This is a genomic window from Psychrobacillus sp. (assembly GCF_032154225.1).
In the GTDB taxonomy this organism is placed as follows: Bacteria; Bacillota; Bacilli; order Bacillales_A; family Planococcaceae; genus Psychrobacillus.
The window spans coordinates 281,901-307,785 of the sequence record NZ_JALDYF010000001.1; the positions used below are offsets into that span (position 1 = coordinate 281,901).

Annotated in this window: 22 protein-coding genes and 2 pseudogenes; 4 read left to right on the forward strand and 20 right to left on the reverse strand. The window is 36.5% G+C overall.

What is annotated here, in order from left to right:
• Positions 1-2: 2 nt before the first annotated feature.
• The 11 genes from lysA to RUH95_RS01490 form a co-directional block, all read right to left on the reverse strand.
• Complete coding sequence (gene lysA / locus RUH95_RS01440) at positions 3-1,319, reverse strand: diaminopimelate decarboxylase (protein ID WP_313891031.1); 1,317 nt, start codon at positions 1,317-1,319, stop codon at positions 3-5.
• A gap of 69 nt (positions 1,320-1,388) precedes the next feature.
• The gene (locus RUH95_RS01445; protein WP_313891510.1) at positions 1,389-2,807 is read right to left on the reverse strand and encodes a spore germination protein; all 1,419 of its coding nucleotides are present in this window, start codon (positions 2,805-2,807) and stop codon (positions 1,389-1,391) included.
• A gap of 26 nt (positions 2,808-2,833) precedes the next feature.
• Positions 2,834-3,619: a SigF/SigG family RNA polymerase sporulation sigma factor gene (locus RUH95_RS01450; protein WP_313891032.1), complete on the reverse strand. Its 786-nt coding sequence runs from the start codon at positions 3,617-3,619 to the stop codon at positions 2,834-2,836.
• The gene (gene spoIIAB, locus RUH95_RS01455; protein ID WP_313891033.1) at positions 3,619-4,065 is read right to left on the reverse strand and encodes an anti-sigma F factor; all 447 of its coding nucleotides are present in this window, start codon (positions 4,063-4,065) and stop codon (positions 3,619-3,621) included. Before spoIIAB ends, RUH95_RS01450 begins: the two co-directional genes overlap by 1 nt.
• Positions 4,055-4,411 carry an STAS domain-containing protein gene (locus RUH95_RS01460; protein WP_313891034.1) on the reverse strand — a complete coding sequence of 119 codons (357 nt, stop codon included), beginning with the start codon at positions 4,409-4,411 and terminating at the stop codon, positions 4,055-4,057. Before RUH95_RS01460 ends, spoIIAB begins: the two co-directional genes overlap by 11 nt.
• A gap of 921 nt (positions 4,412-5,332) precedes the next feature.
• Positions 5,333-6,622 (reverse strand): thymidine phosphorylase, encoded by a 1,290-nt coding sequence (locus RUH95_RS01465; RefSeq protein WP_313891035.1) that lies wholly within the window; start codon positions 6,620-6,622, stop codon positions 5,333-5,335.
• A gap of 23 nt (positions 6,623-6,645) precedes the next feature.
• Positions 6,646-7,827: a phosphopentomutase gene (deoB, locus tag RUH95_RS01470; RefSeq protein WP_313891036.1), complete on the reverse strand. Its 1,182-nt coding sequence runs from the start codon at positions 7,825-7,827 to the stop codon at positions 6,646-6,648.
• 141 nt (positions 7,828-7,968) lie between these two features.
• Positions 7,969-8,871: a site-specific tyrosine recombinase XerD gene (gene xerD / locus RUH95_RS01475; protein WP_313891037.1), complete on the reverse strand. Its 903-nt coding sequence runs from the start codon at positions 8,869-8,871 to the stop codon at positions 7,969-7,971.
• 69 nt (positions 8,872-8,940) lie between these two features.
• Entirely contained in the window at positions 8,941-9,381 is a 441-nt protein-coding gene (gene fur / locus RUH95_RS01480) for a ferric iron uptake transcriptional regulator (RefSeq protein ID WP_313891038.1), read from the reverse strand.
• An 87-nt stretch (positions 9,382-9,468) separates the two neighbouring features.
• Positions 9,469-9,936, reverse strand: a complete 468-nt coding sequence (locus RUH95_RS01485) for a hypothetical protein (RefSeq protein WP_313891039.1) — start codon at positions 9,934-9,936, stop codon at positions 9,469-9,471.
• A gap of 88 nt (positions 9,937-10,024) precedes the next feature.
• Positions 10,025-10,567, reverse strand: coding sequence for an NUDIX hydrolase (locus RUH95_RS01490; protein WP_313891040.1), 543 nt, complete (start codon positions 10,565-10,567; stop codon positions 10,025-10,027).
• Between the two features lie 69 nt (positions 10,568-10,636).
• On the opposite strand from RUH95_RS01490, the gene RUH95_RS01495 reads away from it, so the two are divergent.
• Complete coding sequence (locus tag RUH95_RS01495; RefSeq protein WP_313891041.1) at positions 10,637-11,545, forward strand: aldo/keto reductase; 909 nt, start codon at positions 10,637-10,639, stop codon at positions 11,543-11,545.
• Positions 11,546-11,774: 229 nt separating this feature from the next.
• On the opposite strand, the gene RUH95_RS01500 is transcribed toward RUH95_RS01495, so the two are convergent.
• Together RUH95_RS01500 and RUH95_RS01505 are read right to left on the reverse strand one after the other, a co-directional pair.
• Positions 11,775-11,990, reverse strand: coding sequence for a hypothetical protein (locus RUH95_RS01500; RefSeq protein ID WP_313891042.1), 216 nt, complete (start codon positions 11,988-11,990; stop codon positions 11,775-11,777).
• 21 nt (positions 11,991-12,011) lie between these two features.
• The gene (locus RUH95_RS01505) at positions 12,012-12,572 is read right to left on the reverse strand and encodes a maltose acetyltransferase domain-containing protein (protein WP_313891043.1); all 561 of its coding nucleotides are present in this window, start codon (positions 12,570-12,572) and stop codon (positions 12,012-12,014) included.
• Between the two features lie 164 nt (positions 12,573-12,736).
• On the opposite strand from RUH95_RS01505, the gene RUH95_RS01510 reads away from it, so the two are divergent.
• Positions 12,737-13,123, forward strand: a complete 387-nt coding sequence (locus RUH95_RS01510; RefSeq protein ID WP_313891044.1) for an OsmC family protein — start codon at positions 12,737-12,739, stop codon at positions 13,121-13,123.
• 76 nt (positions 13,124-13,199) lie between these two features.
• Here the strand turns inward: RUH95_RS01510 and RUH95_RS01515 are convergent, their stop codons facing one another.
• The 4 genes from RUH95_RS01515 to RUH95_RS01530 form a co-directional block, all read right to left on the reverse strand.
• Positions 13,200-14,825, reverse strand: coding sequence for a purple acid phosphatase family protein (locus tag RUH95_RS01515; RefSeq protein WP_313891045.1), 1,626 nt, complete (start codon positions 14,823-14,825; stop codon positions 13,200-13,202).
• Positions 14,826-14,839: 14 nt separating this feature from the next.
• The gene (locus RUH95_RS01520; RefSeq protein WP_313891046.1) at positions 14,840-16,225 is read right to left on the reverse strand and encodes an MFS transporter; all 1,386 of its coding nucleotides are present in this window, start codon (positions 16,223-16,225) and stop codon (positions 14,840-14,842) included.
• Between the two features lie 129 nt (positions 16,226-16,354).
• Complete coding sequence (locus tag RUH95_RS01525; RefSeq protein WP_313891047.1) at positions 16,355-18,760, reverse strand: glycoside hydrolase family 2 protein; 2,406 nt, start codon at positions 18,758-18,760, stop codon at positions 16,355-16,357.
• A 10-nt stretch (positions 18,761-18,770) separates the two neighbouring features.
• Positions 18,771-19,430 (reverse strand): TetR/AcrR family transcriptional regulator, encoded by a 660-nt coding sequence (locus RUH95_RS01530; RefSeq protein WP_313891048.1) that lies wholly within the window; start codon positions 19,428-19,430, stop codon positions 18,771-18,773.
• 229 nt (positions 19,431-19,659) lie between these two features.
• Here RUH95_RS01530 and RUH95_RS01535 point away from each other — a divergent pair, with 229 nt between their 5' ends.
• Positions 19,660-22,011 carry an alpha-galactosidase gene (locus tag RUH95_RS01535; RefSeq protein WP_313891049.1) on the forward strand — a complete coding sequence of 784 codons (2,352 nt, stop codon included), beginning with the start codon at positions 19,660-19,662 and terminating at the stop codon, positions 22,009-22,011.
• A gap of 72 nt (positions 22,012-22,083) precedes the next feature.
• Here the strand turns inward: RUH95_RS01535 and RUH95_RS01540 are convergent.
• From RUH95_RS01540 to RUH95_RS01550, 3 genes and pseudogenes are all read right to left on the reverse strand, one after another.
• Positions 22,084-22,284: pseudogene (locus RUH95_RS01540) on the reverse strand (type I restriction enzyme endonuclease domain-containing protein); the annotation flags it as partial.
• Between the two features lie 38 nt (positions 22,285-22,322).
• Positions 22,323-23,554, reverse strand: a pseudogene (locus RUH95_RS01545) (DEAD/DEAH box helicase); the annotation flags it as partial.
• Between the two features lie 59 nt (positions 23,555-23,613).
• Entirely contained in the window at positions 23,614-24,465 is an 852-nt protein-coding gene (locus RUH95_RS01550; protein ID WP_313891050.1) for a YwqG family protein, read from the reverse strand.
• A 168-nt stretch (positions 24,466-24,633) separates the two neighbouring features.
• Here RUH95_RS01550 and RUH95_RS01555 point away from each other — a divergent pair, with 168 nt between their 5' ends.
• A complete protein-coding gene (locus RUH95_RS01555; protein ID WP_313891051.1) occupies positions 24,634-25,860 on the forward strand; it encodes a dicarboxylate/amino acid:cation symporter in 1,227 nt (408 codons plus the stop codon).
• Positions 25,861-25,885 lie beyond the last annotated feature (25 nt).

Sequence of the window (25,885 nt, forward strand, 5' to 3'; positions counted from 1 at the left end):
CCTCACTCCTTTTCTAAAGTAAGTGGGAGGTCAAGATGGATTAAATCTTCTAATGATTCTCTTCTTACAGCTAATTGATGATTGCCATTTTCAACAAAAACGACTGCTGGTCTTGCTAAACGATTATAATTGCTAGCCATTGCATAGCCGTAAGCTCCCGTACAGAACATTGCTAAAATGTCCCCTGCTTGTGCTTTTGGTAATGTAATATGCTCAATTAATTTATCGCCGGACTCACAACACTTCCCTGCAATTGTGTACTGTTCCGTCTTTTGTTCTTCCATTTTATTTGCAATAACAGCATCATATAAAGCACCATATAATGCTGGACGGATATTATCAGACATACCACCATCGACTGCTAAATATGTTCGAATGTCTGGAACTTCTTTTTCCGAACCAATTGTATACAGCGAAGTTCCGGCATCTCCAACGAGTGAACGACCTGGCTCAATCCAAATTTCCGGCATTGCAAAATTCGTTTGTGCAACAAGATTTTTTACAACAATGACCATTTCTTTCACGTATACAGAAGGCTCTAATGGAGAATCTTCGTCGGTATATTTAATGCCGAAGCCCCCACCTAAATTTAACACTGTACACTGGAAATCGTACTCTTCATGCCATTCCAACATTTTTTTAATAAGCTTTTCAGCTGCAACTTTAAAACCAATCGTTTCAAAAATTTGCGAGCCAATATGACAGTGTAAGCCGAGTAATTGAATATAATCATCTTGATATACTTCGTTAAATGCCCGATCCGCTTGCCCATTTAATAAATCGAAACCAAATTTCGAATCTTGTTGACCTGTTGTAATATAATCATGCGTATGTGCTTCTACACCTGGTGTTACGCGTAATAAAATATTCACCTTTTGGTTATGCTCGGCAGCTAATTTTTTTAATAACTCAATTTCGTAAAAATTATCTACGACGATACAACCAATTTTATGCTCAATTGCTAGTAATAATTCCTCTTTACTTTTATTATTCCCGTGAAAATGAATTCGGTCTACTGGATAGCCTGCTTTAATAGCCGTATACAATTCACCAGCAGAAACAACATCTAAAGATAAATTTTCTTGTTTCATCACTTGATACATTGCTACACTTGAAAAAGCTTTACTTGCATATGCAACTTGCGCTTGTACATTTAGTTCTTTAAATGTATTGATAAATGCTTGCGCACGCTCTCTAATAAGTGACAAGTCGTATATAAATAATGGTGTGCCATATATTTTCGCTAACTCTATACTATCTACTCCACCGATTGTTAAATGACCTTTTTCATTTACAGCATGTTTTGATACCATCACCATGTACCCTACCTCATTTCCTCTTTTACTATATGAACTTTACCATACTAAAAGGGAAGAATGCAATGGGTTTTATGATCTTTTACGAACAGGTGATCGCGTGATGAACGGCCTTTTTGCATCAACAGGCATTGGAAATCTGATCAGTATTCGTAAAAATGCTTTTGGAAAGAACGGCATAGCAGGCCATAAATACGGTACATTTAAAGGCTTTATAGAACCTACATACCAAAGCAAACAAACGAGAGATATAAATAAACCATTCACACCAAAAATAGCGGTGCTTAGCAAAATAAACGTTCTAAAAATTTTCGTCGCAATACTTAGCTCATACGAAGGTATCGCAAAAGTAAATATGGCAGTTACTGCTGCGTAAAGAATTACTTCAGGTATGAATAATCCGACATCTACTGCCATCTGACCAATGACAAGTGCAGCGATAATTCCCATCGCTGTCGACAAAGGTGTCGGTGTGTGAATGGCAGCTAATCTTAAAAATTCTATCCCGATATCCGCTATTAATATTTGGAGTAAAAGAGGCACTTCTCCGAATTCTTTTGGTCCTAAAAATTCGAAAGACTTCGGCAAAAACTCAGGATGTGTAGCGAACAAATACCAAAATGGCAATAAAAATAAGCTTAATAATACCCCAGAAAAACGAATCCATCGAACGATCGTACCAATGACTGGCGCTTGTCTATACTCCTCCGCATGCTGGAGATGGTGAAATAATGTAGTCGGAACAATAATAACAGATGGAGAAGTGTCGACAATCATCACGATATGCCCTTCCAATAAATGCGCTGCCGCAATATCTGGTCTTTCCGTAAAGCGCACGAATGGTAGTGGGTGAAATCCTTGCTTAAATATCCACTCTTCTAGCGCTTTATCTGTCATTGTAAATCCATCATGCTGAATTCGATTTAAACGTTCACGTATTTGTACCAAATTATCATCATTTGCAACATCTTTAATATAAGCGATTGCAATATCTGTTTGACTTCGTGTTGAAACTTGATGTAATTCAAAACGTAAATTTACATCTCGAATTCTTCTTCTGATTAACGCCGTATTTTGAACAATATTTTCAGTGAAGCCATCCCTTGAACCTCTTACTACCTTTTCGTTATCCGGTTCTTCAGGTTGCCTTCCTGGATAAGTTCGAACATCAATTGTATAAACAGAACCATTTTTTAAAATGAATGTCACTTGTCCACTCATTAAAGCAACTAACCATTTTTCAGTCGAATCATATGCCGTTATCGAGTAATAAGGGAAATAATGCTCCATAATCGTATTTTCATCTAATTCTACATCCCATTTATCCCTTTGCACTTGAGTCAGTAATTCCGTAAGCACTTGCCCATCTACTAACCCATTAATATAAACAAGCAGCACTGGAAAATCATATAAATGAGTATGCATCGTGCCAAAATCATATGATTCATTAACACCAAACTTTTCTTTCAAAAAATCTTCTGCTGCCGACATATTTGGAAATAACGATTTCGTTTCAATCACCCATCTTTTGCTTTTTGATTGTTGCTGAAACCAGCTGGCACAAGCCATGTCTTAAGCTGGGTTAATATCTTTTTCTCTAATCTCGAAACTTGCACTTGGGATATACCTAGCCTCTCCGCAATATCACTTTGAGTACAATCCAAATAATAACGCAAATAAATAATCATTTGCTCCCTTTTTTCTAGTTTTTCGACGAGCTCCCTTAGTGGAATATGATCAAATGATTTCTCCGAGCGCTCATCTTTCATTTGATCCATTAACGTTAAAGCATCTCCACTTTCATTTTCATATAGCTGTTCCTGCAAAGATGCAGGGTCTCTGAGCGCATCGGTTGCCATCACAATTTCTTCTCTCGAAACTTCTAAAACAGTCGCCAGTTCTAGAATGGTTGGTTGCCGTTCATTTATTTTCAAAAAATCATCCGTTGCGTGCCGAATTTTAAAATTCAACTCTCGAATAGAACGACTTATTTTCACCATGCCATCGTCTCGTAAAAACCGCTGAATTTCACCTATAATCATCGGAACAGCATACGTAGAAAATTTCACTTCATAACTCAAATCAAATTTATCCACAGATTTCATTAAACCAATACAACCAATTTGAAATAAATCTTCTAAGTCCGCACCCCTAGAAGCAAACCTTTGAACAATTGACCATACAAGCCTTGTATTACCTTCAATCATTTGCTGCCTTGCTAGCTTATCTCCAGCTTGTGAAGCAGCAATTAGCTCTCTCATTGTTTCTTGTGATAATAAAGTAGACGGCTTTTTATTCATCATTAGACGATCCTAACTGATTCTTGAATTGGTACAAATCTCTTCGTAATAGTTACGGTTGTCCCCCTATCAGGAATTGAATAAATATCTACATCATCACTAAAACTTTCCATAATCGTAAAGCCCATTCCAGAACGTTCTTCTTCTGGTTTAGTCGTAAATAGAGGCTCACGTGCTTGCAAAACATCACGAATACCACGACCATAATCTACAATGGATACGATAATCTCTCTATCTAATCTACTTGCATGAATATCAATTTTTCCAATGCCATCTTCTTCATAACCATGAACAATTGCATTTGTCACCGCTTCTGAAATAACCGTTTTAAACTCCGATAATTCTTCAATCGTTGGATCAATTGCTGCGATAAAACTAGACATAACCATTCTCGCTAATGCTTCATTCTCACTTTTGGCAATAAAAGTTAATGTAATCTCATTGTCCATAAACAATTCCCCCTAACTTTGACATAATCTCAATTTCTGATTCGTTATAAATATATGGACTTAACCCCGCAAACGTGAAAATTTTCTTCATCGTTTCAGATGGATTGACAATAATCGTTTGGCCGTCGATAGGAGCTAGTTCGCGCATTCTACCAAGTATCAGACCTATACCGGAGCTGTCCATAAAGTGTAAATCTTTCAAATTCCAAACAATCACTTTAATAGAGCCATTTTTAATCATTGGTACTATCTCATTTCGAATTTCTTGCGTACTATGATGATCTAATTCACCTTTTAATCGAATAATAATTATTTCATCGCCAACTTTTTCTACTTCGTGATACATATAATCGCCTCCTCTGTTAGCCCAATTCAACATTGATATCCTGGAATCCTTGCGCATGACAAAAGTAGAAGAAATCATTGTTTATTAGTCGATTTTCGACAAAGGTTTGTTCAAGAAAAGTATGGGATTATTACTCTATTTTTAAACATAGAAAAGCAGATAATATTTTAAATTCAATCTTCATGCCTGTTGATTAACCATTTTATTCAATTTAGTATTTTCGTTCGTTTTATACATTTAATACGTCTTAATGGCAGTTTCTGCTACAGGCGTGGACGCTTTCCGCGGGCGTTGCCTCAGCCGCTTCCTTCGCATGCGCTCAGTCCAGGGTCTTCGACTAACGCTTTTCCCGCCGGAGTCGCCACCCCTTTCGCTTCAATCCAATGGAGGTTGCTACTTACTTAGAATGGAAGCGATATTTCATAGAAAAGCGAACGAATGAATAGTTTTCCAGCTAAATACGAAGTGTGGCAAATATTTAGGTAAATTCAACTAGACAAGTATTGAATAAGTGCAAATTAATCGTCACTTTTATAGATAAGTCCAAATCTCCATGAATAATAACCTATATAAAATGCGAAGGCATAGTGGCTATTTTTTAAGACACACTTTATGTAAAGTACGAACGAGGAGGTAAAGCAAGTTGCATTCTATACATTACAAAAGCTGCCAAAGATACAATTTTGGCAGCTTTTGTAGGTTTCTAGAAAGTGATACTTCTATATATGAGTTGATTGGAGTGCACCTGCGGGATCAGTGAGGCAGATGGAACATCACAACGTACCCGTAGGGGCGGTGATGGTTCATCGCTCACCCCGCGGAACGCGTCCGCCTGGAACGCAAATCAACGGTTCCCACAAAAAAAATAAGCACCCTGTAAAAGTTTTAAAAACCTTTACAAGATGCCTATTTCGATAGGTGTTACATAATTTTTAATATAGAATTCTTTTTCGCTGGTTCAACATCCGTAATAATATACGCTTCTTCGATTAACTGAATCGACGCTTCGATTTCATCTTTATTCGAATATAAAACAGCTAATGTATCGCCTTTTTTCACTCGTTGTCCTGTTAGTGATACTAATTTAATACCCGAATCAAAATCTAAAACATCCGCTTTCGTCAATCTTCCAGCCCCTACGAATAGAGAGGCTTTGCCGATCATTTCAGCATCGATTAATTGGACAAAGCCATCGTGATTAGACTTCACTTCAATTTCGTGCTTCGTATTTTTCGCGACAATATCCGAAGCATCTCCACCCTGCGCAACGATAAATTCTTTGAATTTAGTTAATGCTGCACCGCTTGAAAGTGTTTCGAGCACTTTTTCCTTAGCTTCTACATCACTTACACCAGTTGCTAATTGATACATTTTAGAAGAAATAGCTACTGTAACATCTAGTAAGCCTTGTTCACTATCTTGATAATTTTGTAAGAAATCATGCGATTCAGCAACTTCTAATTTATTTCCGATATTATGACCAAGTGGCTGGTTCATATCTGTAATAACAACCGAAACTTTTCTTCCTAGACTCTCGCCAATTCCGATCATTGTTTCAGCAAGTTCCGATGCATGCGCTAAATCCTTCATAAAAGCACCTTTACCGCATTTTACATCCAGTACGATACCATCCGCACCACTAGCAATTTTTTTACTCATAATAGACGCAGCGATTAACGGAATAGAGTCTACCGTTCCTGTTACATCTCTTAATGCATACAATTTCTTGTCCGCTGGTGTTAAGTTTCCAGATTGACCAACAATGGCAATTTTATGTTTATTCACTTGTTGGATAAATTGTTCCGAAGATAATTCTACATGAAAGCCGTCGATTGATTCTAGCTTATCTACCGTACCTCCCGTAATGCCTAAGCCTCTACCACTCATCTTCGCCACAGGAATATTTAATGATGCCAAAATTGGCGCTACTAGCAAGCTAATTTTATCCCCAATGCCTCCTGTGCTGTGCTTATCTACTTTAAAACCTTCAATAGACGATAAATCAATAACATCTCCCGAATCAACCATTGCTTTCGTTAGCCATGATGTTTCCTCTTTACTCATCCCATTAATAAGAATTGCCATTAGCATAGAGCTCATTTGATAATCAGGAATTTCATCATTTGTATAATTCGTAACCATATATTGTATTTCTTCTTCAGTTAGGGCAATATTTCTCTTTTTCTTATCAATCAATTCAAGCATGTTCATAATTATCCCCACCTCTTTAGATTTTATTTCAATAAAGACAAGAAACTCTCTCCAACTTCTGTTGTCGCTACACTGAAGTTTTCAGAAATTGTTGCTCCGATATTTGCAAATGTTTTACAAAGTGGAAGCTCTTTCATCTGTGTAAACCTTGGAGAGTACACGATTAACGGTACATACTCTCTTGTATGGTCCGTTCCTGGCATAGTAGGATCATTGCCATGATCAGCTGTAATTATAAGCAAGTCTTCGTCTGTTAGCTTTGGAAAAACTTCTGCCATTCTTACATCAAACTCTTCTAACGATTTCCCATAACCAATTGGGTCACGGCGATGTCCATAAAGTGCATCAAAGTCTACAAGATTTAAGAAACTAATACCCGTAAAATCTTTATCTAACGTTGCAATGAATTTATCCATTCCATCCATATTATCCGTTGTACGTTCTGTAGAAGTAATACCTTCTCCGTTAAAAATGTCATTAATCTTACCAATAGCAAGCACATCAAAATTAGCATCTTGTAGTTCATTCATCGCAGTTCGACCAAACGGCTTCAGTGCGTAGTCATGTCTATTGGAAGTACGTGCAAAATTGCCTGGTTCCCCGATAAATGGGCGCGCAATCACTCGGCCAACTAAAAATTCTTCTGACAATGTAAGCTCTCTAGCAACTTCACAAATATGATATAGCTCTTCTAACGGTATAATTTCTTCGTGAGCAGCAATTTGTAACACTGGATCTGCAGAAGTATAGACAATAATTGCACCTGTCTTCATATGTTCTTCGCCAAGCTCATCTAATATTCCTGTTCCACTCGCTGGTTTATTCCCAATTACTTTACGTCCTATTTTTTGTTCCAAAGCAGAAATTAGTTCATCAGGAAATCCATTTGGATATACTTTAAATGGTTTATCAATGTTCAGACCCATGATTTCCCAGTGTCCAGTCATCGTATCTTTTCCAACCGAAAGTTCTTGCATTTTTCCAAAATAAGCAGTTGGATTTTCGACTTTATCAATACCTTGAATACGATCGATGTTTCCTAGACCTAATTTTTGCATTTCCGGCATGTGAAGACCATCCATCTTCTCTGCGATATGTCCAATCGTATGAGAACCAACGTCTCCGAAAGCAGCCGCATCTGGTGCTTCCCCAATTCCTACAGAGTCCATTACAATGATATGAATTCGTTTAAATGTATTGTCCATTATTATCCCCCTAACTCGTTTCTTTTAGTTTACCAAAAAACTTCAACTTGTACAGGTCAGACCTCTGACTTTTTAAAAAAATAACGTACATATGCAACAAGTGACTCGGCATTTGCGCATATGTACGTTATTTTTTTATATTTATGCTCTCGGATGAAATTTCTTATATACTTCTTTCAATCTTGTTTTACTTACATGCGTGTAAATTTGTGTCGTAGAAATATCCGAGTGGCCAAGCATTTCTTGCACTGCTCGTAAATCTGCTCCATTTTCTATTAAGTGTGTCGCAAAAGAATGCCGCAATACATGCGGAGTTATTTCTTTTTGTATACCTGCATTCATTGCATGCGCCTTTAAAAGCTTCCAAATACCTTGTCTCGTCAACCTTTTTCCTCGTTGATTGATAAATAATGCATCTGTTTTTTCTGTCGGCTTAACTAATTTAGCTCTCGCTTCTTCGATATAGTTTGTGCAAGCATTTATTGCTGCTCCTCCAAGTGGAATAATCCGCTCTTTTCCGCCTTTACCAAAGCAGCGCACAAATCCCATCGTTAAATGCAAATCTTCTAAATCCAAATTTAAACATTCACTTATACGCATGCCACTTGCATACATCAACTCAAACATTGCAAGATCGCGCACTCCTTGCGCTTTCGACAAATCAATTCCGTTTAATAATATTGTTAGTTCTTCCACCGAAAGAAAATGAGGTAATTTTTGATCGAGCTGCGGGAGCTCTAAATGTATCGTAGGATCTTGGTTCGTCACTCTTTCCCGTATTAAAAACTTGTGAAAGGAACGAATAGATGAAATATGTCGGGAAATCGTTCGAGGTGTCTTCCCTTCATTTTTTAATGTTCTAAGATGCAAAACAATATGTTGGCGTTCCACTTCATCTAATGTATGTAATTGTTGCATTTCAAAAATGTGCTTTAAGTAATCTAGTAAATCTTTTTTATAGGAAACTAGCGTATTACTCGCTAGCTGACGCTCAATACGTAAAAAATGCAAATAATCTTCTAAATGAATCAACCCATCTTTCATCGGACTATCTCCTTTCTATATAAAAAAGGATAGCATAATGTGCTATCCTTCGCTTGTTTATACTAAGTATTAGTTGTCTTGGCAGCGGTAACATATTCCATGAAAAGTTAAACGATGATCTTTTATAATAAAGTTCCACTTTTTCTCAACAATTGCTTCCACATCTTCCAATAAATCCTCTTGAATTTCATCGACAGCACCACATTCCAAACAAACTAAATGATGATGAAAATGGGCCGCTCCTTCTTGCCTTAAATCATAACGGGATACCCCGTCACCAAACTGAATTTTATCCACAACATTTAACTCATTCAACAATTCAAGTGTTCTATATACTGTAGCCAGTCCGATTTCCGGTGATTTCTCTCTAACTAGTAAAAAGACATCTTCTGCGCTTAAATGATCTTCTTCATTTTCAAGCAAAACTCGCACTGTCGCTTCACGTTGTGGCGTCAGTTTATAGCTCGCACCAGATAATTGCTTTTTTATACGATCAATACGGCTCTCCATATGACGCCTCCTTAATACTCCTTTCATTATACCAAAGAGTCAATTCTCATTACAAGAGATTAACTTTATAATTATTATCAATAAATACTAATTATTAAATAATAAGAATGGTATTAAGAAGTACTCTATAATTATAATAATTATATATAAGGCTAACGTAAAGACATTTATTCTATTTGCAAGTGCGAGAAGAAGCAAACAATAAACTAATTGAAACGGAAACCACCAAAATACATAAGGAAAAGTCGTATCTTGTGACTGAAGTAAGTAGCTAGAACAAAAACCATAAAACGTAATCTTTAATGCACAAATAACTAAAACAAAGTTTTTCAAATAACGATGCTGATAAAATAAAAAAAATAAAACGGCAATCATTAAATGAGGAAAGATAGTTTCTAAAAAAGTAGGTTGTTCTATTAATAGAACACGTGAATCAACAAGCTGAATAATCCATTGCTGCTGTTCTGGGGAACTTCTTTCAAATAATATTAAACCGCCGACAAAGCTTATAACAAGTACAGCTAGTGAAACGAAAATAGTATAAGTTTGGTTCAAATTGGACCACCCCCTATCTATTTTCATCATATGCTTGTACAACAAACAAATATGCGCCGAGGCGTATGCTGAATTAGGCTAAATATGCTTATTTTAAATAGTCTTTTAACCAAAGATAGGCAAAAGCAGTTTTCGCATCATACACTTGTTTATTCGCAATCAAATCTCCCATCTCTTCTAACGAAACATGCATCAACTCGACAAATTCATCCTCATCTAAGGCTGCTTTTTCCTCTACTTGTACAAGATTATCTGCAAAATATACATGAATCACTTCATCTGCAAATCCAGGCGATGTCGCAAAAGATTGAATATATCGCAGGCTATTTGTCGTATATCCTGTTTCCTCTTCTAACTCACGAAGTGCAGTTGCTTCTGGTGCTTCCCCCTGCTCCATTTTTCCTGCTGGAATTTCAATAAGCGAACGTTCCAATGCTTTTCGATATTGCTCCACTAAAATTATTTTATTATCCTCTGTAATTGCTATAATCGCTACTGCTCCTGGATGTTTAATAATCTCTCGATTACCCGTTTTGCCATTAGGTAACTTCACTTCATCGACTAATAATGTAATAATTCTTCCTTTATATATAAATTTAGAGCTAATCGTTTTCTCTTCAAATTTTTTCATTTCATAACTTCCTCTCATTTGAATATGTATGATACTCATTGTACCATGGAGTAAAGGACGTGATAATTCGTGCATAAAAGACAATTAGGAAAAAGTGATCTATTTGTTTCGGAAATTGGGTTCGGCTGCATGTCGCTTTCAACCAATCAACAAGAGGCAAACAAAATTATTCAAACAGCATTAAATAATGGCATAACTTATTTTGATACGGCCGATTTATACGATCAAGGGGAAAATGAAAAAATTGTCGGGAACGCGTTGAAAGATAATCGCCAAGACATCATTCTCGCTACAAAAGTAGGAAATCGAGTAAATGCGTCGGGTGATGGCTGGTCATGGGACCCTTCTAAAAAGTGGATTACTACAGGGATTCATGCATCTTTGAAGCGACTGCAAACTGATTATATCGATGTATACCAATTACATGGCGGAATGATGGAAGACGATGTCGATGAAGTGATTGATACGATGGAATCGCTTAAAAAAGAAGGACTTATTCGTGAATATGGCATTTCCTCTATTCGACCAAATGTTATCGAACGATTCCTTCAAAAAAGCAACGCCGTTTCCGTTATGATGCAGTATAGTTTACTAGATAGAAGACCAGAAGAATGCTTTTCATTGCTCGAAGACAACCAAGCTTCCTTACTAATACGAGGAACTGTTGCAAAAGGTTTACTAACAGCTGACGGCCTTAATCGTGCAAATAAAACCCACAACTATCTTTCATATTCAAATAAAGAATTAATCGACACAATAGAAAAATTGCAAGCATTAGATGCACCAATTTCGTCCATTGCACTTCAATACGCGTTGCAAATAAAAGTAACTGGATCACTTATTATTGGCGCAAGTAGTTCCGAACAGCTAATTGAATCTATTGAAGCTTATAAACAGCCAGTACCGGAAAGTATTCTACTGGAAGCTGCGGAGATTACTAAGCGGGAGATTTATTTGGAGCATAGGATTACGATTTAAGGGAATGAAGGGTTTTCTGAGATGTTTCGAGATTTTACGAGATACTAACCTTATAATCACTCAAAAATGCTCTCTTCCATACTGGAAAAGAGCATTTTTGAATTTCTTTGACATCTCTGTCACCTTCGTTTTAAGGTTCACCAGATTTATAGATATTTTTTAAGTACCTTGAAATTGCTGCTTTTTAACTCTGCCGGTGTTTTTTCGTTTTTAGACGCATATTTGCTTATCATATCCATCTCATTGCAAATGTCGCAGCGCTGATAATCCAAAAAAAACAGCATACAAGATATAGAATTGCTATTAATTCATACGACTGAAAGAAAAATATTATTAGCGCAGTATAAATAGCCGCAACTGTAACACTTCCCCAAACATAACCTTTTGTACTTACGATAGCTTGTATTACTATAAAAACAAACGAAATGCCAATCGGAAAAAACATAATCGGTCCCCCTAAAATTAATTAAACTTCTATTTGTTTAATAATTCTTGCAGGGTTTCCGCCTACAACAACATTGTCAGGCACATCTTTTGTAACGATTGCCCCAGAAGCAATAACAACATTATTCCCAATTGTAACTCCCGGATTTATAACTGCCCTACCACCAATCCAAACATTATGACCAATCGTTACCGGCTTTCCATTTTCAACACCCGATGCCCTTTCAGTAGGATCTAATGGATGCGTTGCTGTGTATATATGTACACCCGGTGCAATAAAACAATTATCACCTATTCGAATTTCACACACGTCCAAAAACACACAATCAAAATTAGCATAGAAATTCTCACCAACATGTATGTTGTACCCATAGTCACAACGAATCGTAGGTTCTATATATAAACTTTTACCCGTTGAACCAAACAGATTTTTTAGTAATTTTGTACGTTGTTCTTCTTCTGTTTCTAGTGTTAGATTGTATATTCTAGTTTGGCTACGAGCATTCAGTCTTCCTTTTAGTAATTCTCGATCTGCTGGATTATAAAGTTCACCAGCTAACATCTTCTCTTTTTCTGTTTTCATATGCCTAATCTCCTTATCACTGTTTGTTATGTAAAAATTCGACATGTCACTTACTAATACCTGCTTGTTTATTACAACATTATGTATACCAAATACATCAGTAGCAAAAAATACATTCATTGATGCTACAATGCTTTATAATTTAATTATAGGAGGAGATAACTTTGAAATTTGAAATGAGAGAACATGGGTTTGAAACAGAAACAGAGTTTGGAAAGCTGACGATTTCAGGCAATGAGCAATATGGGTTTAGACCTTATCAGCTTTTAGTTTCATCATTAGCTGTTTGTAGTGGTGGAGTGATGCGAAATATTCTAGAAAAAATGCGGATGCCGGCAGAAAATATTACGATCGAAGTGAAAGAAGTACTCCGAAATCCGGAAATTGCCAATAGAGTCGAGAAAGTCCACTTACATTTTATAATTGAAGGTCATGCAATTAATGAATCAAAAATGGATAAAGTTTTCGAATTGACGAAGAAAAATTGTTCCATGGCACAGTCCGTCAGCGGTTCAATTGAACTTGTTGAAACATATGAAGTAAGAAGATAAAAGCTGCCAGGTTCCAATTGAATCTATTGGAACCTGGTGTATTTTCATTACATCTAGTTCATTCTCCCATTATATTCTATTTTTCAATTTTCAAGATGTCTGTCACATTACCCTTTTCATCTGTAGAGCGGATTTCAATTTTATCACGATTTATATCTACTCTTAGAATGGAGTAGTTCCCTTCTTCATAGGCCTCCCCACCGCCTAGAATAACCGGGAAACCAACTGCTCCTTTTGGTTCGAATACTTTATTCATATGGTAATGCCCACTTAACGCAACATCTAGCCCACCATTAGTCAGCAGTTGAGCCCACTCTTTTTGATACATCGCAAGCGGATCTATCCGTTCCTCCATTTGAAATTCATTCAGCGGAATATGCGACAATACTACTCTGAAATCAGCAATGTTATAGTCTTTTGTTGTAACTAGTTCCTTCAGCCATTCCGTCTCTTTTTCGCGATAAGCTTCAAAATCTACAAGTCCAAAATATTCTTCATGATCATCCTTTTTATCCTCTCCTGTATCTAAGACAAGGATTTCTGCGGGACCATGTTTAAAAGAATAGTAGTATTCACCATTAGGGCTATCCATATAATCAGGTAGCTGACTTGCGAATTTACCACGTGTTTCATGATTTCCTCGCACAAATACAAAAGGTATTTCCGATGCAAATAGTTCTGATACCGGCTTAAGAAAACTCTGGATCAACTGCGTTTCATTCATTACATAATTAAAGGCATCCCCATTAAAAACAACCAAATCGTATGGCTTCTCTGCTTCTACTTCTAAAAGTTTTGTTAGAAGATTTACGTTTTCATGTATGTCGTTAATTACAAGAAAGCTTATTTCATTTTTGTCACTACTTAAAGTATCGAAGTTTAACACTTCACCATAAAAGGTCTTTCCAAACTTAATATCATAAGGGTATTGTTTTTTTATCTTTTTTGAAACAATACGATAATCATATGCTTTTCCTGGTTCTAATCCTTCTATTTTTATTTTATTAACTGTTTGATTTCCCCCAACTAATCCTTTTTTTGTTGTATAAGCTTTTTTATCGAGCTTACCATTCTCGCCATATTCAACCCAGCTGACAGAGTGATCCTTTGTTATCCACCCCACCGTTATCGAATTTTCAGTAGGTGCATGCAAATATGGACCAGCGACTACCTCAGGCGGACCCGGATTAATCATATTCCAAGCAATCAACATAGAAATAACGATTATTATCGCAAACGAAACTACTTTGTTTTTCCATATATTAGTTATTTGTAAGAATAAAGCTAAAACAATAAAAATTATGATCAAAAGTATCCAGTTCAAAAACTCTATAAACTGAAGCTTTAAAATAGCAATCTCACTGCCCAATTCTGTAAATAAAAGAGTTAGCATGCTATTCCACACAATCAAAACAAAAAATAGCGCAATTTTGCCAACAAGCTTTGGTTTGTATTCCTCATTCATTTTAATTTTTTTTATGGATACATAAACTTGCTGACCTGAATAAACAATTAGCATTACAGTTACAATAAAAATTCCTAGTGTCCAATTCGTTGAAATACCTATTGCCACACCAAGGAATTTGTCGATATCATACCAAATAGGGCGAAGTAAGCCTAAAATCATATTAAACAGCACGAGATTTAAAGTTAGAATTGCAAAAAGTATGGACCAGTAAAATCCTTTCTTCGCTTGTTTCATTCGCTCATCTCCTATTAAATATCAGCTTCAGAAATCTTATCTCTATTAAAATTTTTAATAGTTGATAGAATTCCTTTTTCATCATATTTTAGAAAAGCTATTAAGGATGCGACGACTACTAATGCTGCAACAATAGCGGATATTCTTATGCCAACATCATTTTCAGTAGATTTTCCAATTGCCAATATGGACGGTAGTAGAATTACCGCTAAAGTCCCTCCCACTTTATTCAAAAATGAACGTATACCAAAGTACATTGCTTCTCTATTTTCACCAGTTGTATAAGCATCGTGAGCTGCACAATCAGCAATAATTGCATTAGGTAAAACACCTGTTATGGCGGAAGGAATAGAGATCAGTACAATAACTGGAATTAACTGGGCAAATCCATCGAACGGAAGCTTGCCAATAAAAGCTACATATATAAATGATAGTATTAGTAGAAAAAATGAAACAATCATAAGATTTTTCTTACCGTATTTTTTACTCAATCTATTAACTAATGGGTATTGCATGAATGACAATACACCAACCGCTGTAACAACAAGGCCAACATCACTTTCTTTTTGAAGGGCAAGTACCGTAATATAATAAACAAGGGTTGCTTGAAAGAAGCCATTTGAAAGCCAATAACCAAACTCACTATACAAAAAATAGCGGAAATTGATATTTTTAAAAACTGCTTTTAATGATGATTTCAGCTCAAGACTGGAAGGCTTAGATGTGCAATATTTTTTCTCATCAATGGTATACGCCGGAACGAGCATTAGCACAAATGCAAGAATTGCAAGGACGATAAAAGTCAGCTTGATCGCTGCCGTCTTTTCCATGTCAAATAGATCCATGAAAATCCCCCATATATTAGGAGCTAGTGTAGCAATCGCTAGACCAAGAAACCAAGTGATGGATATATATGTTGATAAGTCTATCCTGTCCTCAGTTGTACTACCTAATTCCCCTAATAGGGCAGTGTAAGGTATAACATAGGCAGTAAACGCAATATAATAAAGCGGCAATACGATTAAAAGCCAAATGGAATTAAAAGCATGTATTCCACCTTGAACAGGAACAAAAAATACTAAAATAAGTAAGATTGTTAAAGGCAACGCACTTTTCCTCATGTATGGTATTCTTCTTCCAAGAGGATGCTTGCTTTTATCGCTTAAATTTGCAATCCAAGGGTCGGTAAATGCATCAATTAATATTCCGAATCCCATTACAAGACCAATAACCGTAATACCAAGAAATATACTACCTTGTGGGATTACTACATCAATACCTGCTTCTTCTGGCGATAGGTAAAAGTACATTAACCATGTTCCTATAATTGCTGCTAGTATGGACCAGCCTAACTGGCCCAAAGCATAGAATATCTTTATTTTCCTAGGTAACGTCGTCATATTTATTCCCCCTTTTCCCTGTGATACACTGAACCATTCCCCGTTATTTGTAAGCGCTTTCTTTCGTTGTTAAAGTTAAAGTTCTCCTAACTTTTATCAAAGCCTATTTATCTAACTTTTTACTATCAATTATTTATCAACCTGGATAGTTTCCTCGATAACTCCAAAACGTTCTGATTTGACTATTACTCGACCTTTTCCTGCTTCACCTATTGACTTAATCCAGAAACCTATTGAGCCGCCAATCAATGACACTATTTTCGGACCAATTACTTCTATAGGTCCTACCGTTTCTAACACTACTGAATCATGGGCATATATAATATCGTTACCGTTATCGTCTATTAATCTCAGCACTACACGAGTCGTATCGTAGGTTTTTTCCTCCACTAAGGTTTTATTATCAACTGTTACTTTTATCATTGGATTAAAAACTTGGCTCTTATTCGTTTTTGCAACACATGTGTCGCCAATATACCCTTCAAATACATAGTCGGTTGCTTTTCCTCCCCAGCCGCCGAAGTACTTCGTATACAAATCTTCTGCATCCAGCCTATTCATCTTATATTTCATGAAAATCCATCCCATTTTTAATGTATCAATGAGCCCCAGATTGTCACCACTTTTATTCACTTGAATAAGTAATTTCTTTACGAGCTGGGCATCTTGAGGTGAAAATCTCTCATTCTCTTTAATAGAATCACCTAGTAGGTCATCAATAACGATTGGGGGATGTTTTACATGTGGATATAGATCCTTCCCCGGATAAAATTTACTGACATACTCACCGTTCTTATACAGTTTCACATAGTCACAATTTGTAAAAACATATATAGTATCAAGAATTGACCCTGCAAACTCACCTATGCAAAGTGGACTAGCTACATGCATTACAGGCGTTTGATTTTGTTGTGAACCATAGACATAAGCTGCGTGCTTCGGAATTCGGAACATATCCATGACTCCGTGATAACAGATCCTGTCACCACTGCCGAAATCCTTATGCGTATTATAGTCGAACATACACCATCCAATTGCTCCTGATATATCATCATCTTTTTGCATCGCATTCATCACATTTAAATGTCTGATTGCATGCTCTACTCGGTGAATTTCATCATCAAACTTCTTAGTCGGGTACATATGCCCGTTATATTCGGTTATCAAATATGCTTTATCCGAACGGGTAACTTTTTTCTTTTTTTGCAGTCCAATGTTGTCCCCTTTATGAATAAAATCATTATACGTGTAGACGTCTTCTAGCAGACTGCTATTTGTAATACAACGCACACCACCAGTATTTCTTGAGTCGTCCAGAGTTCTCGCTAAATCATTCGTCCTTTTATACAATTCATCATGATCCTGAGATTCATTAATTCGGACACCCCAAATAATCACGCTTGGATGATTAAAGTCTTTCATGATCATTTCTTCCACATGCTGTACAGCTATATCCTGCCAGTCTTTATCACCTATATGCTGCCATCCTGGTATTTCATCAAATACTAGAAGTCCAAGTTCATCACATCGGTCCATAAAATGATCACTTTGCGGATAATGTGATAATCTCACCGTGTTTACACCCAACTCGTATTTTAATATTTCGGCATCTTTATACTGGGCACTTTTAGGCATTGCGTAACCGACATACGGAAAGGATTGATGACGATTTAAGCCTTGAATTTTAACTTTTGTGCCATTAAGGAAAAAGCCTTTGTCAGTAAATTTGGCTTCTCTGAATCCAAATCTAATAATATGTGTATCTATAGTTCTCTCATCTTTCATTAATTGTAATTTAATATGATATAGGTTAGGTTCATCTATACTCCACAGATTAATGTCGGAAACATTTTCGTTAATAGTAATTTTTTCTTTCAACTTATTATTAATAGAAATTACTTTATGGAATGTTTGTATACACTCATTTTTGACTATTAGATCAAACTTACAAGTTAGCTCCTGAGAATCTCCCGAATTATTATACGTATATAAATCAATGTCTAAATATGGGGTTTTCGTTAGAACATCTTTTGTTTTAATACATACAGTATCAAATCTGATATTTTGACAATACTCCAGCGATACCTCGCGATAAATACCACCATAAGTCAAATAATCTACAACGAAGCCAAATGGAGGTACATCATTTCTTTCACTTGAATCCACGTAAACGGTTAACATATTATACTCACCCACATTGGCTGTTGCGGTTAAGTCAATTTTAAAAGGAGTATATCCCCCCTTATGTTCTCCTACATAAATGCCATTCAAATAGACTTTTGCATATGCCATAACGCCATTAAATTTCACATATACCTGTTCATTTTCATCCAATTTATCAATCCATATCTTTTTTCTATAGCAACTTTCAATTTGATACATACTTTCGTCGAAGTTGTTATATGGAACTTCTATATTTGTATGTGGGATGTTCACTGTTTCAAATGACGAATCATCATAAGATGGTGCAATATACGATTCATCAAATTCATGATGATATTTCCAACCGAAATTAATATCAATCGTTCTTTTCATGCTTTTCCCCCTATTTGTTTTCCAAAGAAAATAAAAATAGTTTAAATTGATGCCTTATCATTTCTCTTGAAGCTACTCCTTGTTCTTCATCAAGATGCCTTTCTCTGAAAAACACTCTCTGCGACAAGCTTAGTAATACATTGCTTATAGTTAATCCGGTTATTACTGGGTCAATATCCTTTCGTATGGAGCCATCCTCTATACCATCCCTAATCAATTGTTCTAACAAATAATCATTGCTTGAAATCATATTTTTAAAACGAGTCGTCAATTCCAAGTAAGGATATTCCCCTCTAAAATAATAGTCAAACTCTCCCGAATACTTTATTACACTTGAATTTGCTTCTACATACCTTGCAAGTTCATTAAAAAAAAGTTCAATTTTCTTCAGACCGTTCCCTTCCAATGTTTTGTATATTTCATTTTGAAAATTGTACAGTTCTTCAAACAACATGATTTCTATTTCAAAAGCTAGCTCTTCTTTTGTTTGGTAATACCTATACAAAGTTCTCCTCGTAATTTTTACTTCCTTGGCAATATGATCCATAGTTGTTTCAACAAGCCCTCTCGTTATAAAACTTTCGCGGGCAGCATGAATAATTTCGTTTCTTCGTTTTTCTTTAAGCCCCTGTCCCTCTTGCTCTTTGTAATGGCTCGTATTGATTGGCATTTTTAACCCTTCCTTTTCATCACATTAATATATAAGCCCCAAATGTCACACGTGTGACTTTTATCAAAATTTAGCATATTGATCAACAGTAGTCAAACTATTTTTATTATTCATAAAAAATAGTTTATTTATCAATAAAACCATATAAAGCGCTTAATATATTTGATATGATAAAAATGACACTCATGTGTCACGTTTATATATAACGGATCGAAAGGATGAACAAGCAATGATTAGTGAGAACTCAAAAAACCTCGAATTTCATCTGTCTACTAGGAATACTAGCTATATTATTAAAGTTATTAATAGTAAACATCTTATCAATCTGTATTATGGAAAAAAAATTAGGCATAGAGAAGATTTCAGCAGCTTATATCAAAACTTTGGTGTAGCACTTGGAAGTTCTACCTCATACAGCAAGGAAACAGGCAATTTTTCATTGGATACAACTAGACTGGAGGTCGCTACTAATGGCAAAGGAGATTATAGAGAACCCTCCTTACATATTATTTTTGACGATCAATCCAGAGTAAGCGATTTCAAATATATGTCACATCAAATAATAGATGAAAAGGTCAGGTTAAAAAGCCATCCTCATACCTTTTCTAATGACAATACATGCAAAACACTTGAAATCAAGCTTTTTGACGAAGTGAAGGATGTTTATCTCCTTCTCTATTATTCTGTATTTTATGAATGCGATGTCATTACAAGAAGCATGAAAATAGTTAATGGCAATAAAGGAACGATCCTATTGGAAAAAGTAATGAGCCTTAACCTAGACTTTAGCAATTCTGATTTTGAATTACTTACACTGGAAGGTAAATGGATCAGAGAAAGACATATGAATAAAAGAAAATTAAATAAGGGTGTTTATTATATAGATTCAAAAAAGGGTGTCAGTAGCGCTAACCACAATCCCTTTATGGGACTTATGCGATCCAACACAGACGAAAACATTGGGGAATGCTATGGTTTTGGGTTGATATACAGTGGAAACCATCAAGGTTTGATAGAAGTGAATCCCCATAATCTAACAAGAATCCAGATGGGCATCAATCCCTTTGATTTCAACTGGACACTCGAAGTAAATGCGGAGTTTGAAACACCGGAAGTGATTATGACTTATTCAGATGCTGGTCTAAATCGTATGAGTCAAAATTTTCATGAACTTATCAACACTCATCTCATTTCCCCATATTGGCAGAAAAAGCCTCGTCCTGTGCTTATCAACAACTGGGAAGCTACGTACTTTGATTTTAATGAGGCAAAGCTTCTTAAGCTGGCTAAGTCAGCGAAAAACCTTGGCATTGAACTATTTGTACTAGATGACGGTTGGTTCGGCAAACGGGATAATGACACGACTAGCCTCGGCGACTTTTTTGAAGATACTAAAAAGCTTCCTAATGGTTTAGATGGAATAAGTAGAAAGATAAATGAATTAGGACTGGATTTCGGATTATGGGTGGAACCTGAATCTATTTCTATTGAAAGTGAGCTTTACAAAAAGCATCCGGAGTGGGCCATACAACTACCTGATAGAGAACCTTCGCTAGGAAGATTCCAGCTGCAGCTAGATTTAGCAAATCCAGAGGTAATAGATTATTTGTTTAATAGCTTAAGAAATGTATTTAAAAAAGCAAATGTCAAATATGTAAAATGGGATATGAATAGAAATATAAGCGATGTTTATTCTAATTATCTACCGAAGGAAAAACAGATGGAATATCATCATAGATACGTCCTCGGACTATATGAGCTATTAACTAGATTAACGAACGAGTTTGAGGAAGTATTGTTTGAATCGTGTAGTAGCGGTGGAAACAGATTTGATCTAGGGATGCTGTACTACATGCCTCAAACCTGGACTAGTGATAACACGGATGCCGTTGAAAGATTAGATATACAATATGGAACATCCATTGTCTTTCCTTTAAGTACTATGGCAGCGCATGTCAGCGGAAAACCATCCCATCAGGTGTTAAGGCATACACCTATTGAAACGCGATTTAATGTGGCAGCCTTCGGGATTTTAGGCATTGAGCTAGACCTTACAAAACTGTCGACGTTTGAAAAAAAAGCTTTAACAGAACAGATAGCTTTTTATAAAGAACATCGAGGGCTACTGCAGTTCGGTAAATTTTACCGTATCGAGTCCCCTTTTGAATCCAATAATACAATTTGGATGGTAGTGAATGATGACAGTAGCGAAGCATTGATAGGGTACTATCAAAAACTTCAGGAAAGTAATCCTGGGTTTGAGTGTTTCAAACTGAAAGGCCTGGACGAAAGCATGTATTACTCTCTAAATACAAGAAAACAATATCTAAATGTCCAACACTTTGGTCCCCTTATTAATGATGAACTCCCGGTTAATATTACGGAAGGCGGAATCATTCACAATATTATTTGTAAAAATTACATGTACGAAATGGATCAGGAAGCTAGGAATGCCTATGGTGACGAACTGATGCATGCTGGGTTTTTACCGATTCCACAATTTGGTGGAACGGAATTCAGTGATAAAGTTAGGTATATTGGAGATTTCGGTTCTCGTATATATCATGTGAAACGTACTTAATGGTACGCTCAAAATAACGTAGCTCTGATTTCCTTCTGTGGAATTCGTAGCTACGTTTTAGCTGTTTTATATTCAATTTGTGTCAATCATCCACGTAACTAAATCATTTGTCCTATCCACCAGCATCTTCTGCAAATCAGGTGGATAACCGTACTTCTTCAGTAGTCTCCGAACAGTAATCCTCATCTTGGCTCTCACGGAATCGCGTAAATTCCAGTCGATGCTCATATTTTCTTCCATCGCCTTCATCAGATCAAGTGCAATCACTTTCAAGATGCCGTAATCTATCCATTAACGGCCTTACTAACGGTAAGCTTCTTCTTTTTTCCACCGTTAAAATGGAGCTTCATCATATTAGTGTCTTTGACTCCGAGACGATTAACTAGTTTTTCCTCGAAAAGTTTTTTCCTATAGCTACTATCTGTTGCGTTGGTGCTTCCCTCACAGGTATCTCAAAACCAATATAACTTTCAATTGTTTTAAGGATCTTGCTGTCAGTAGGCGTTGCAAACGTGATTGCCTTTCCTTTTTTACCCGCACGACCAGTTCTGCCTGTTCGGTGGACATAGCTCTCCTTTTCTATTGGAACATCATAGTTGATGACAAGTGAAATATGCTCTACATCGATTCCCCTTGCTGCTACGTCAGTTGCTACGAGATAACGGAAATTCCCCATTTTGAAACCTTCCATAACAGCAAATCGATCTTCTTGTACGATTCCACCGTGAATTTTTTCACAAGAATAGTTGGATTTCTCCAACTCTGCAAACACGGTGTCAACTTGTCTTTTGGTTTTACAGAAGATGATACAGCTATCAGGGTTGTCAATCACTGTGACATTTTTAAGCAATGCCATTTTACCTGCTTCCTTCACTTCAATCACGCTATGTTCAATCGCACTCGTCGCGACTCCTGTAGAAACAATCTGGATAGTTACGGGATTCACCATATATTTATCACAAAGAATTTCAACATTTTTTGGCCATGTAGCGGAAAAGACCATTGTTACTCTACTGGAAGGAAGTTTTTCAATAATCGCTTCTACTTGGGACGCAAAACCCATGCTTAGCATTTCATCTGCTTCATCCATTATCAAATACTTTATATCATCTACAACAATAGTTTCTTTATCAATATGGTCCATCATACGCCCAGGCGTACCGACAACAATATGCGTTTTCCGTTCCAATTCCTCCTGTTGTTGCGCAAATGATTCTTTACCGTAAACCGCCACGGTTTTAATTCCTTTCACTCGCCCAATAGTTGCCACATCTTCTCGCACTTGAACAGCAAGCTCCCGAGTTGGTGTCAGAATTAATGCTTGCGGATTTTCTCCCTCCCATTCAATCATTTCGCAAAGAGGAATACCAAATGCCGCCGTTTTGCCACTGCCTGTCTGAGACTTCACTATGAGATCCTGTTTGTCTAATGCTTTTGGTATAACTTCACTTTGAACCTCTGTTGGCGTTTCATATTTCAATAAAGCAAGTGCTTTTTTTATTTCCCTGCTTAACTTATAGTCTTCAAAACTTCTTTCATTCATATAATTAACCTCGTTTTTTATTAGTTGTTGTTGATTTTGCTTGAAACTAGCATCAACTATTAATAGCACTGGAGTGTAAACTTTGTCTGATCAAACTGCTTATCGTGCAAGTCATGTTTATCGATACAAAAGTAAAGAATCCCTACATCGCCCCACATGACACCTAATTCATCATCACTATCCATTTGAAACAATAAGACCATTTCATTGCGTTTTTGTTTAATTTCTTTCGAGTCCCAGTCTATTTTTTCTTTGTTATCATAATAGATGACATCTTCGAACACGTTATTCTGGATCGTAAAAGGTTCTCCAAACATATAGTGCATTGGATATGCAGGCAATCCCTCGTCATTTTCTACGCTCTCTTTTCTTTGCATAATGCTATCCCTGAACTCAAAGTAGCGATCCAACTCCTCTTCGTCCAATTCAATTCCAGAAATCTCGCTGGGAAAAGATATGAATTTATCAAACGTAGCTTTATATACCGGCAATGGGAAATAGTCTTCTGTTTCCTCTGGATATGCTGTGCGTGTTAGTTCTTTTACATCCCCGTCAAAATAAAAAACTTTGAAACATCCATTATCATCTTTATCAAATCCCCAAGGTTGATTGACTACATCATAAAAGAAGTAAAGTATACCTGTATTCGGAAGTAAATTTTCTCCATCAAAAAGTTTAGCCTCTAGAAGATTCAATTGTGCTAAAAATGATAAATAACCATTATGGTATGTTGGGAATGAAAAGTGGGAGGGTAAATCAGGTAAACCACCAAATTTAGATTGGCCGATTGGAATATCAACCTCGTTTGTTAGTTCTTTTACAATTCCAATAGATAAAGCTGCGATTTTCATTAGATCCTCTTTTTTGTGAATTAGATTATATTCCTTCAATAATTGATCAATTACTTGCATAGTGTATCCTCCTTCGATGAAGTAATATCCATTAACGCTCATTTATTTTATTATACCAAATTAGGATGAAACCGAAGTAAAGTTCAAAATCAAATAGTCTCTCCCTAGCACCTTTTTTGTGTTACCATATAGAGTACGAAAAATCTTAACTGAAAAGGTGATAATCCATTGAAATCATTGTGGAATCGATATAAAAAAATTCCGTTTGTAGTGAAAATATCTACCGGTTTTGTCCTCGGTGCGATTGTCGGCATCGTCTTTGGGACAAACGTTAGTTTTCTTAGTCCACTAGGAACCTTGCTGTTGAATCTATTTAGCTTGGTGGGGATTCCCGTCATTTTCCTTACAGTCGTCCTAGCCGTGAATCAAATGAATGTTACACAGTTGGGTCGGATTGGTGGCAAACTGATCCTCTATTATGCGGTCACTACAGCAGCTGCCGTTCTGATTGGTCTGTCTCTTGCGCTTTGGTTTGCTCCTGGTAGCAATATGACCTTGCCCAATGTGACAGTTGACAAACCGATCACACCTCAGTTTTCCGATGTTTTATTACAAATTGTGCCTAAGAATATTTTTGCTGCTTTCACTGCTGGTGATTTGATGGCCATCTTATTTGTAGCAGTTATTATAGGAATGGCTATTTCGGTGATGAAATTCTCCTCGGATAAGCAAATGGTAGAATACGGAACATTGCTTGATAAGATTGTTACAGCTCTCAATGTCGTGTTTTTCAAAATATTGAATGGTGTTTTGCTCTATGCACCTATCGGTATTTTTGCAGTTAGCGCTAATTTATTCGGCAGTCAAGGCGTGGAAACCTTTAAAGCACTGCTAACATTTACCGCGGTTTTCTATTTAGGACTCATCATTCTGTGGGTGTTCGTCTATGCAGGATTCTTGAAATTCTTTGGTACACCCGTCGTCAATTTTTTCAAGCAAACAAAAGATGCATATTCGACTGCTTTCTTCACTTCCAGCAGTATCGCCTCGCTTCCCCTTGCAATTGAAGCAGCAAAGAAAGCAGGTGTTTCAGAGAAGACAGCAAATTTTGCACTTCCTTTAGGGGCCGTGTTCAACTCTGACGGAGGAGCACTTCGAATGGGTGTGTCTATAGTCTTTGCTGCCAACATTACAAATCTAAACCTATCCGCTTCAGATTTTTTCATGATTATCGTGATAGGAACACTGCTATCTATTGGTACGTCGGGTGTTCCAGCTGCTGGCTTGGTGACCTTATCAGCTGTACTGACGATGTTTGGATTACCTCTTGAAATTGTTGCATTAATCGCAGGAGTGGATGCCATTATCGGCATGGGGGGTACTGCCTCTAATGTTGTCGGTGATATTGTCGGTGCCGCTGTAGTAGATCGTTCAGAAGAAAAGAAACTTGCCTAGAGCAACCATTTTAATAAAACAAAAA

Coding starts and splice junctions, on each gene's coding strand:
- lysA (WP_313891031.1), bottom strand. CDS start 1,319: ATGGTGATGGTATCAAAACATGCTGTAAATGAAAAAGGTCATTTAACA.
- RUH95_RS01445 (WP_313891510.1), bottom strand. CDS start 2,807: ATGTCGGCAGCAGAAGATTTTTTGAAAGAAAAGTTTGGTGTTAATGAA.
- RUH95_RS01450 (WP_313891032.1), bottom strand. CDS start 3,619: ATGATGAATAAAAAGCCGTCTACTTTATTATCACAAGAAACAATGAGA.
- spoIIAB (WP_313891033.1), bottom strand. CDS start 4,065: ATGGACAATGAGATTACATTAACTTTTATTGCCAAAAGTGAGAATGAA.
- RUH95_RS01460 (WP_313891034.1), bottom strand. CDS start 4,411: ATGTATCACGAAGTAGAAAAAGTTGGCGATGAAATAATTATTATTCGA.
- RUH95_RS01465 (WP_313891035.1), bottom strand. CDS start 6,622: ATGAACATGCTTGAATTGATTGATAAGAAAAAGAGAAATATTGCCCTA.
- deoB (WP_313891036.1), bottom strand. CDS start 7,827: ATGGACAATACATTTAAACGAATTCATATCATTGTAATGGACTCTGTA.
- xerD (WP_313891037.1), bottom strand. CDS start 8,871: ATGAAAGATGGGTTGATTCATTTAGAAGATTATTTGCATTTTTTACGT.
- fur (WP_313891038.1), bottom strand. CDS start 9,381: ATGGAGAGCCGTATTGATCGTATAAAAAAGCAATTATCTGGTGCGAGC.
- RUH95_RS01490 (WP_313891040.1), bottom strand. CDS start 10,567: ATGAAAAAATTTGAAGAGAAAACGATTAGCTCTAAATTTATATATAAA.
- RUH95_RS01500 (WP_313891042.1), bottom strand. CDS start 11,990: ATGTTTTTTCCGATTGGCATTTCGTTTGTTTTTATAGTAATACAAGCT.
- RUH95_RS01505 (WP_313891043.1), bottom strand. CDS start 12,572: ATGAAAACAGAAAAAGAGAAGATGTTAGCTGGTGAACTTTATAATCCA.
- RUH95_RS01515 (WP_313891045.1), bottom strand. CDS start 14,825: ATGAAACAAGCGAAGAAAGGATTTTACTGGTCCATACTTTTTGCAATT.
- RUH95_RS01520 (WP_313891046.1), bottom strand. CDS start 16,225: ATGACGACGTTACCTAGGAAAATAAAGATATTCTATGCTTTGGGCCAG.
- RUH95_RS01525 (WP_313891047.1), bottom strand. CDS start 18,760: ATGAAAAGAACGATTGATATTAATTTCGGTTGGAAATATCATCATGAA.
- RUH95_RS01530 (WP_313891048.1), bottom strand. CDS start 19,430: ATGCCAATCAATACGAGCCATTACAAAGAGCAAGAGGGACAGGGGCTT.
- RUH95_RS01535 (WP_313891049.1), top strand. CDS start 19,660: ATGATTAGTGAGAACTCAAAAAACCTCGAATTTCATCTGTCTACTAGG.
- RUH95_RS01550 (WP_313891050.1), bottom strand. CDS start 24,465: ATGCAAGTAATTGATCAATTATTGAAGGAATATAATCTAATTCACAAA.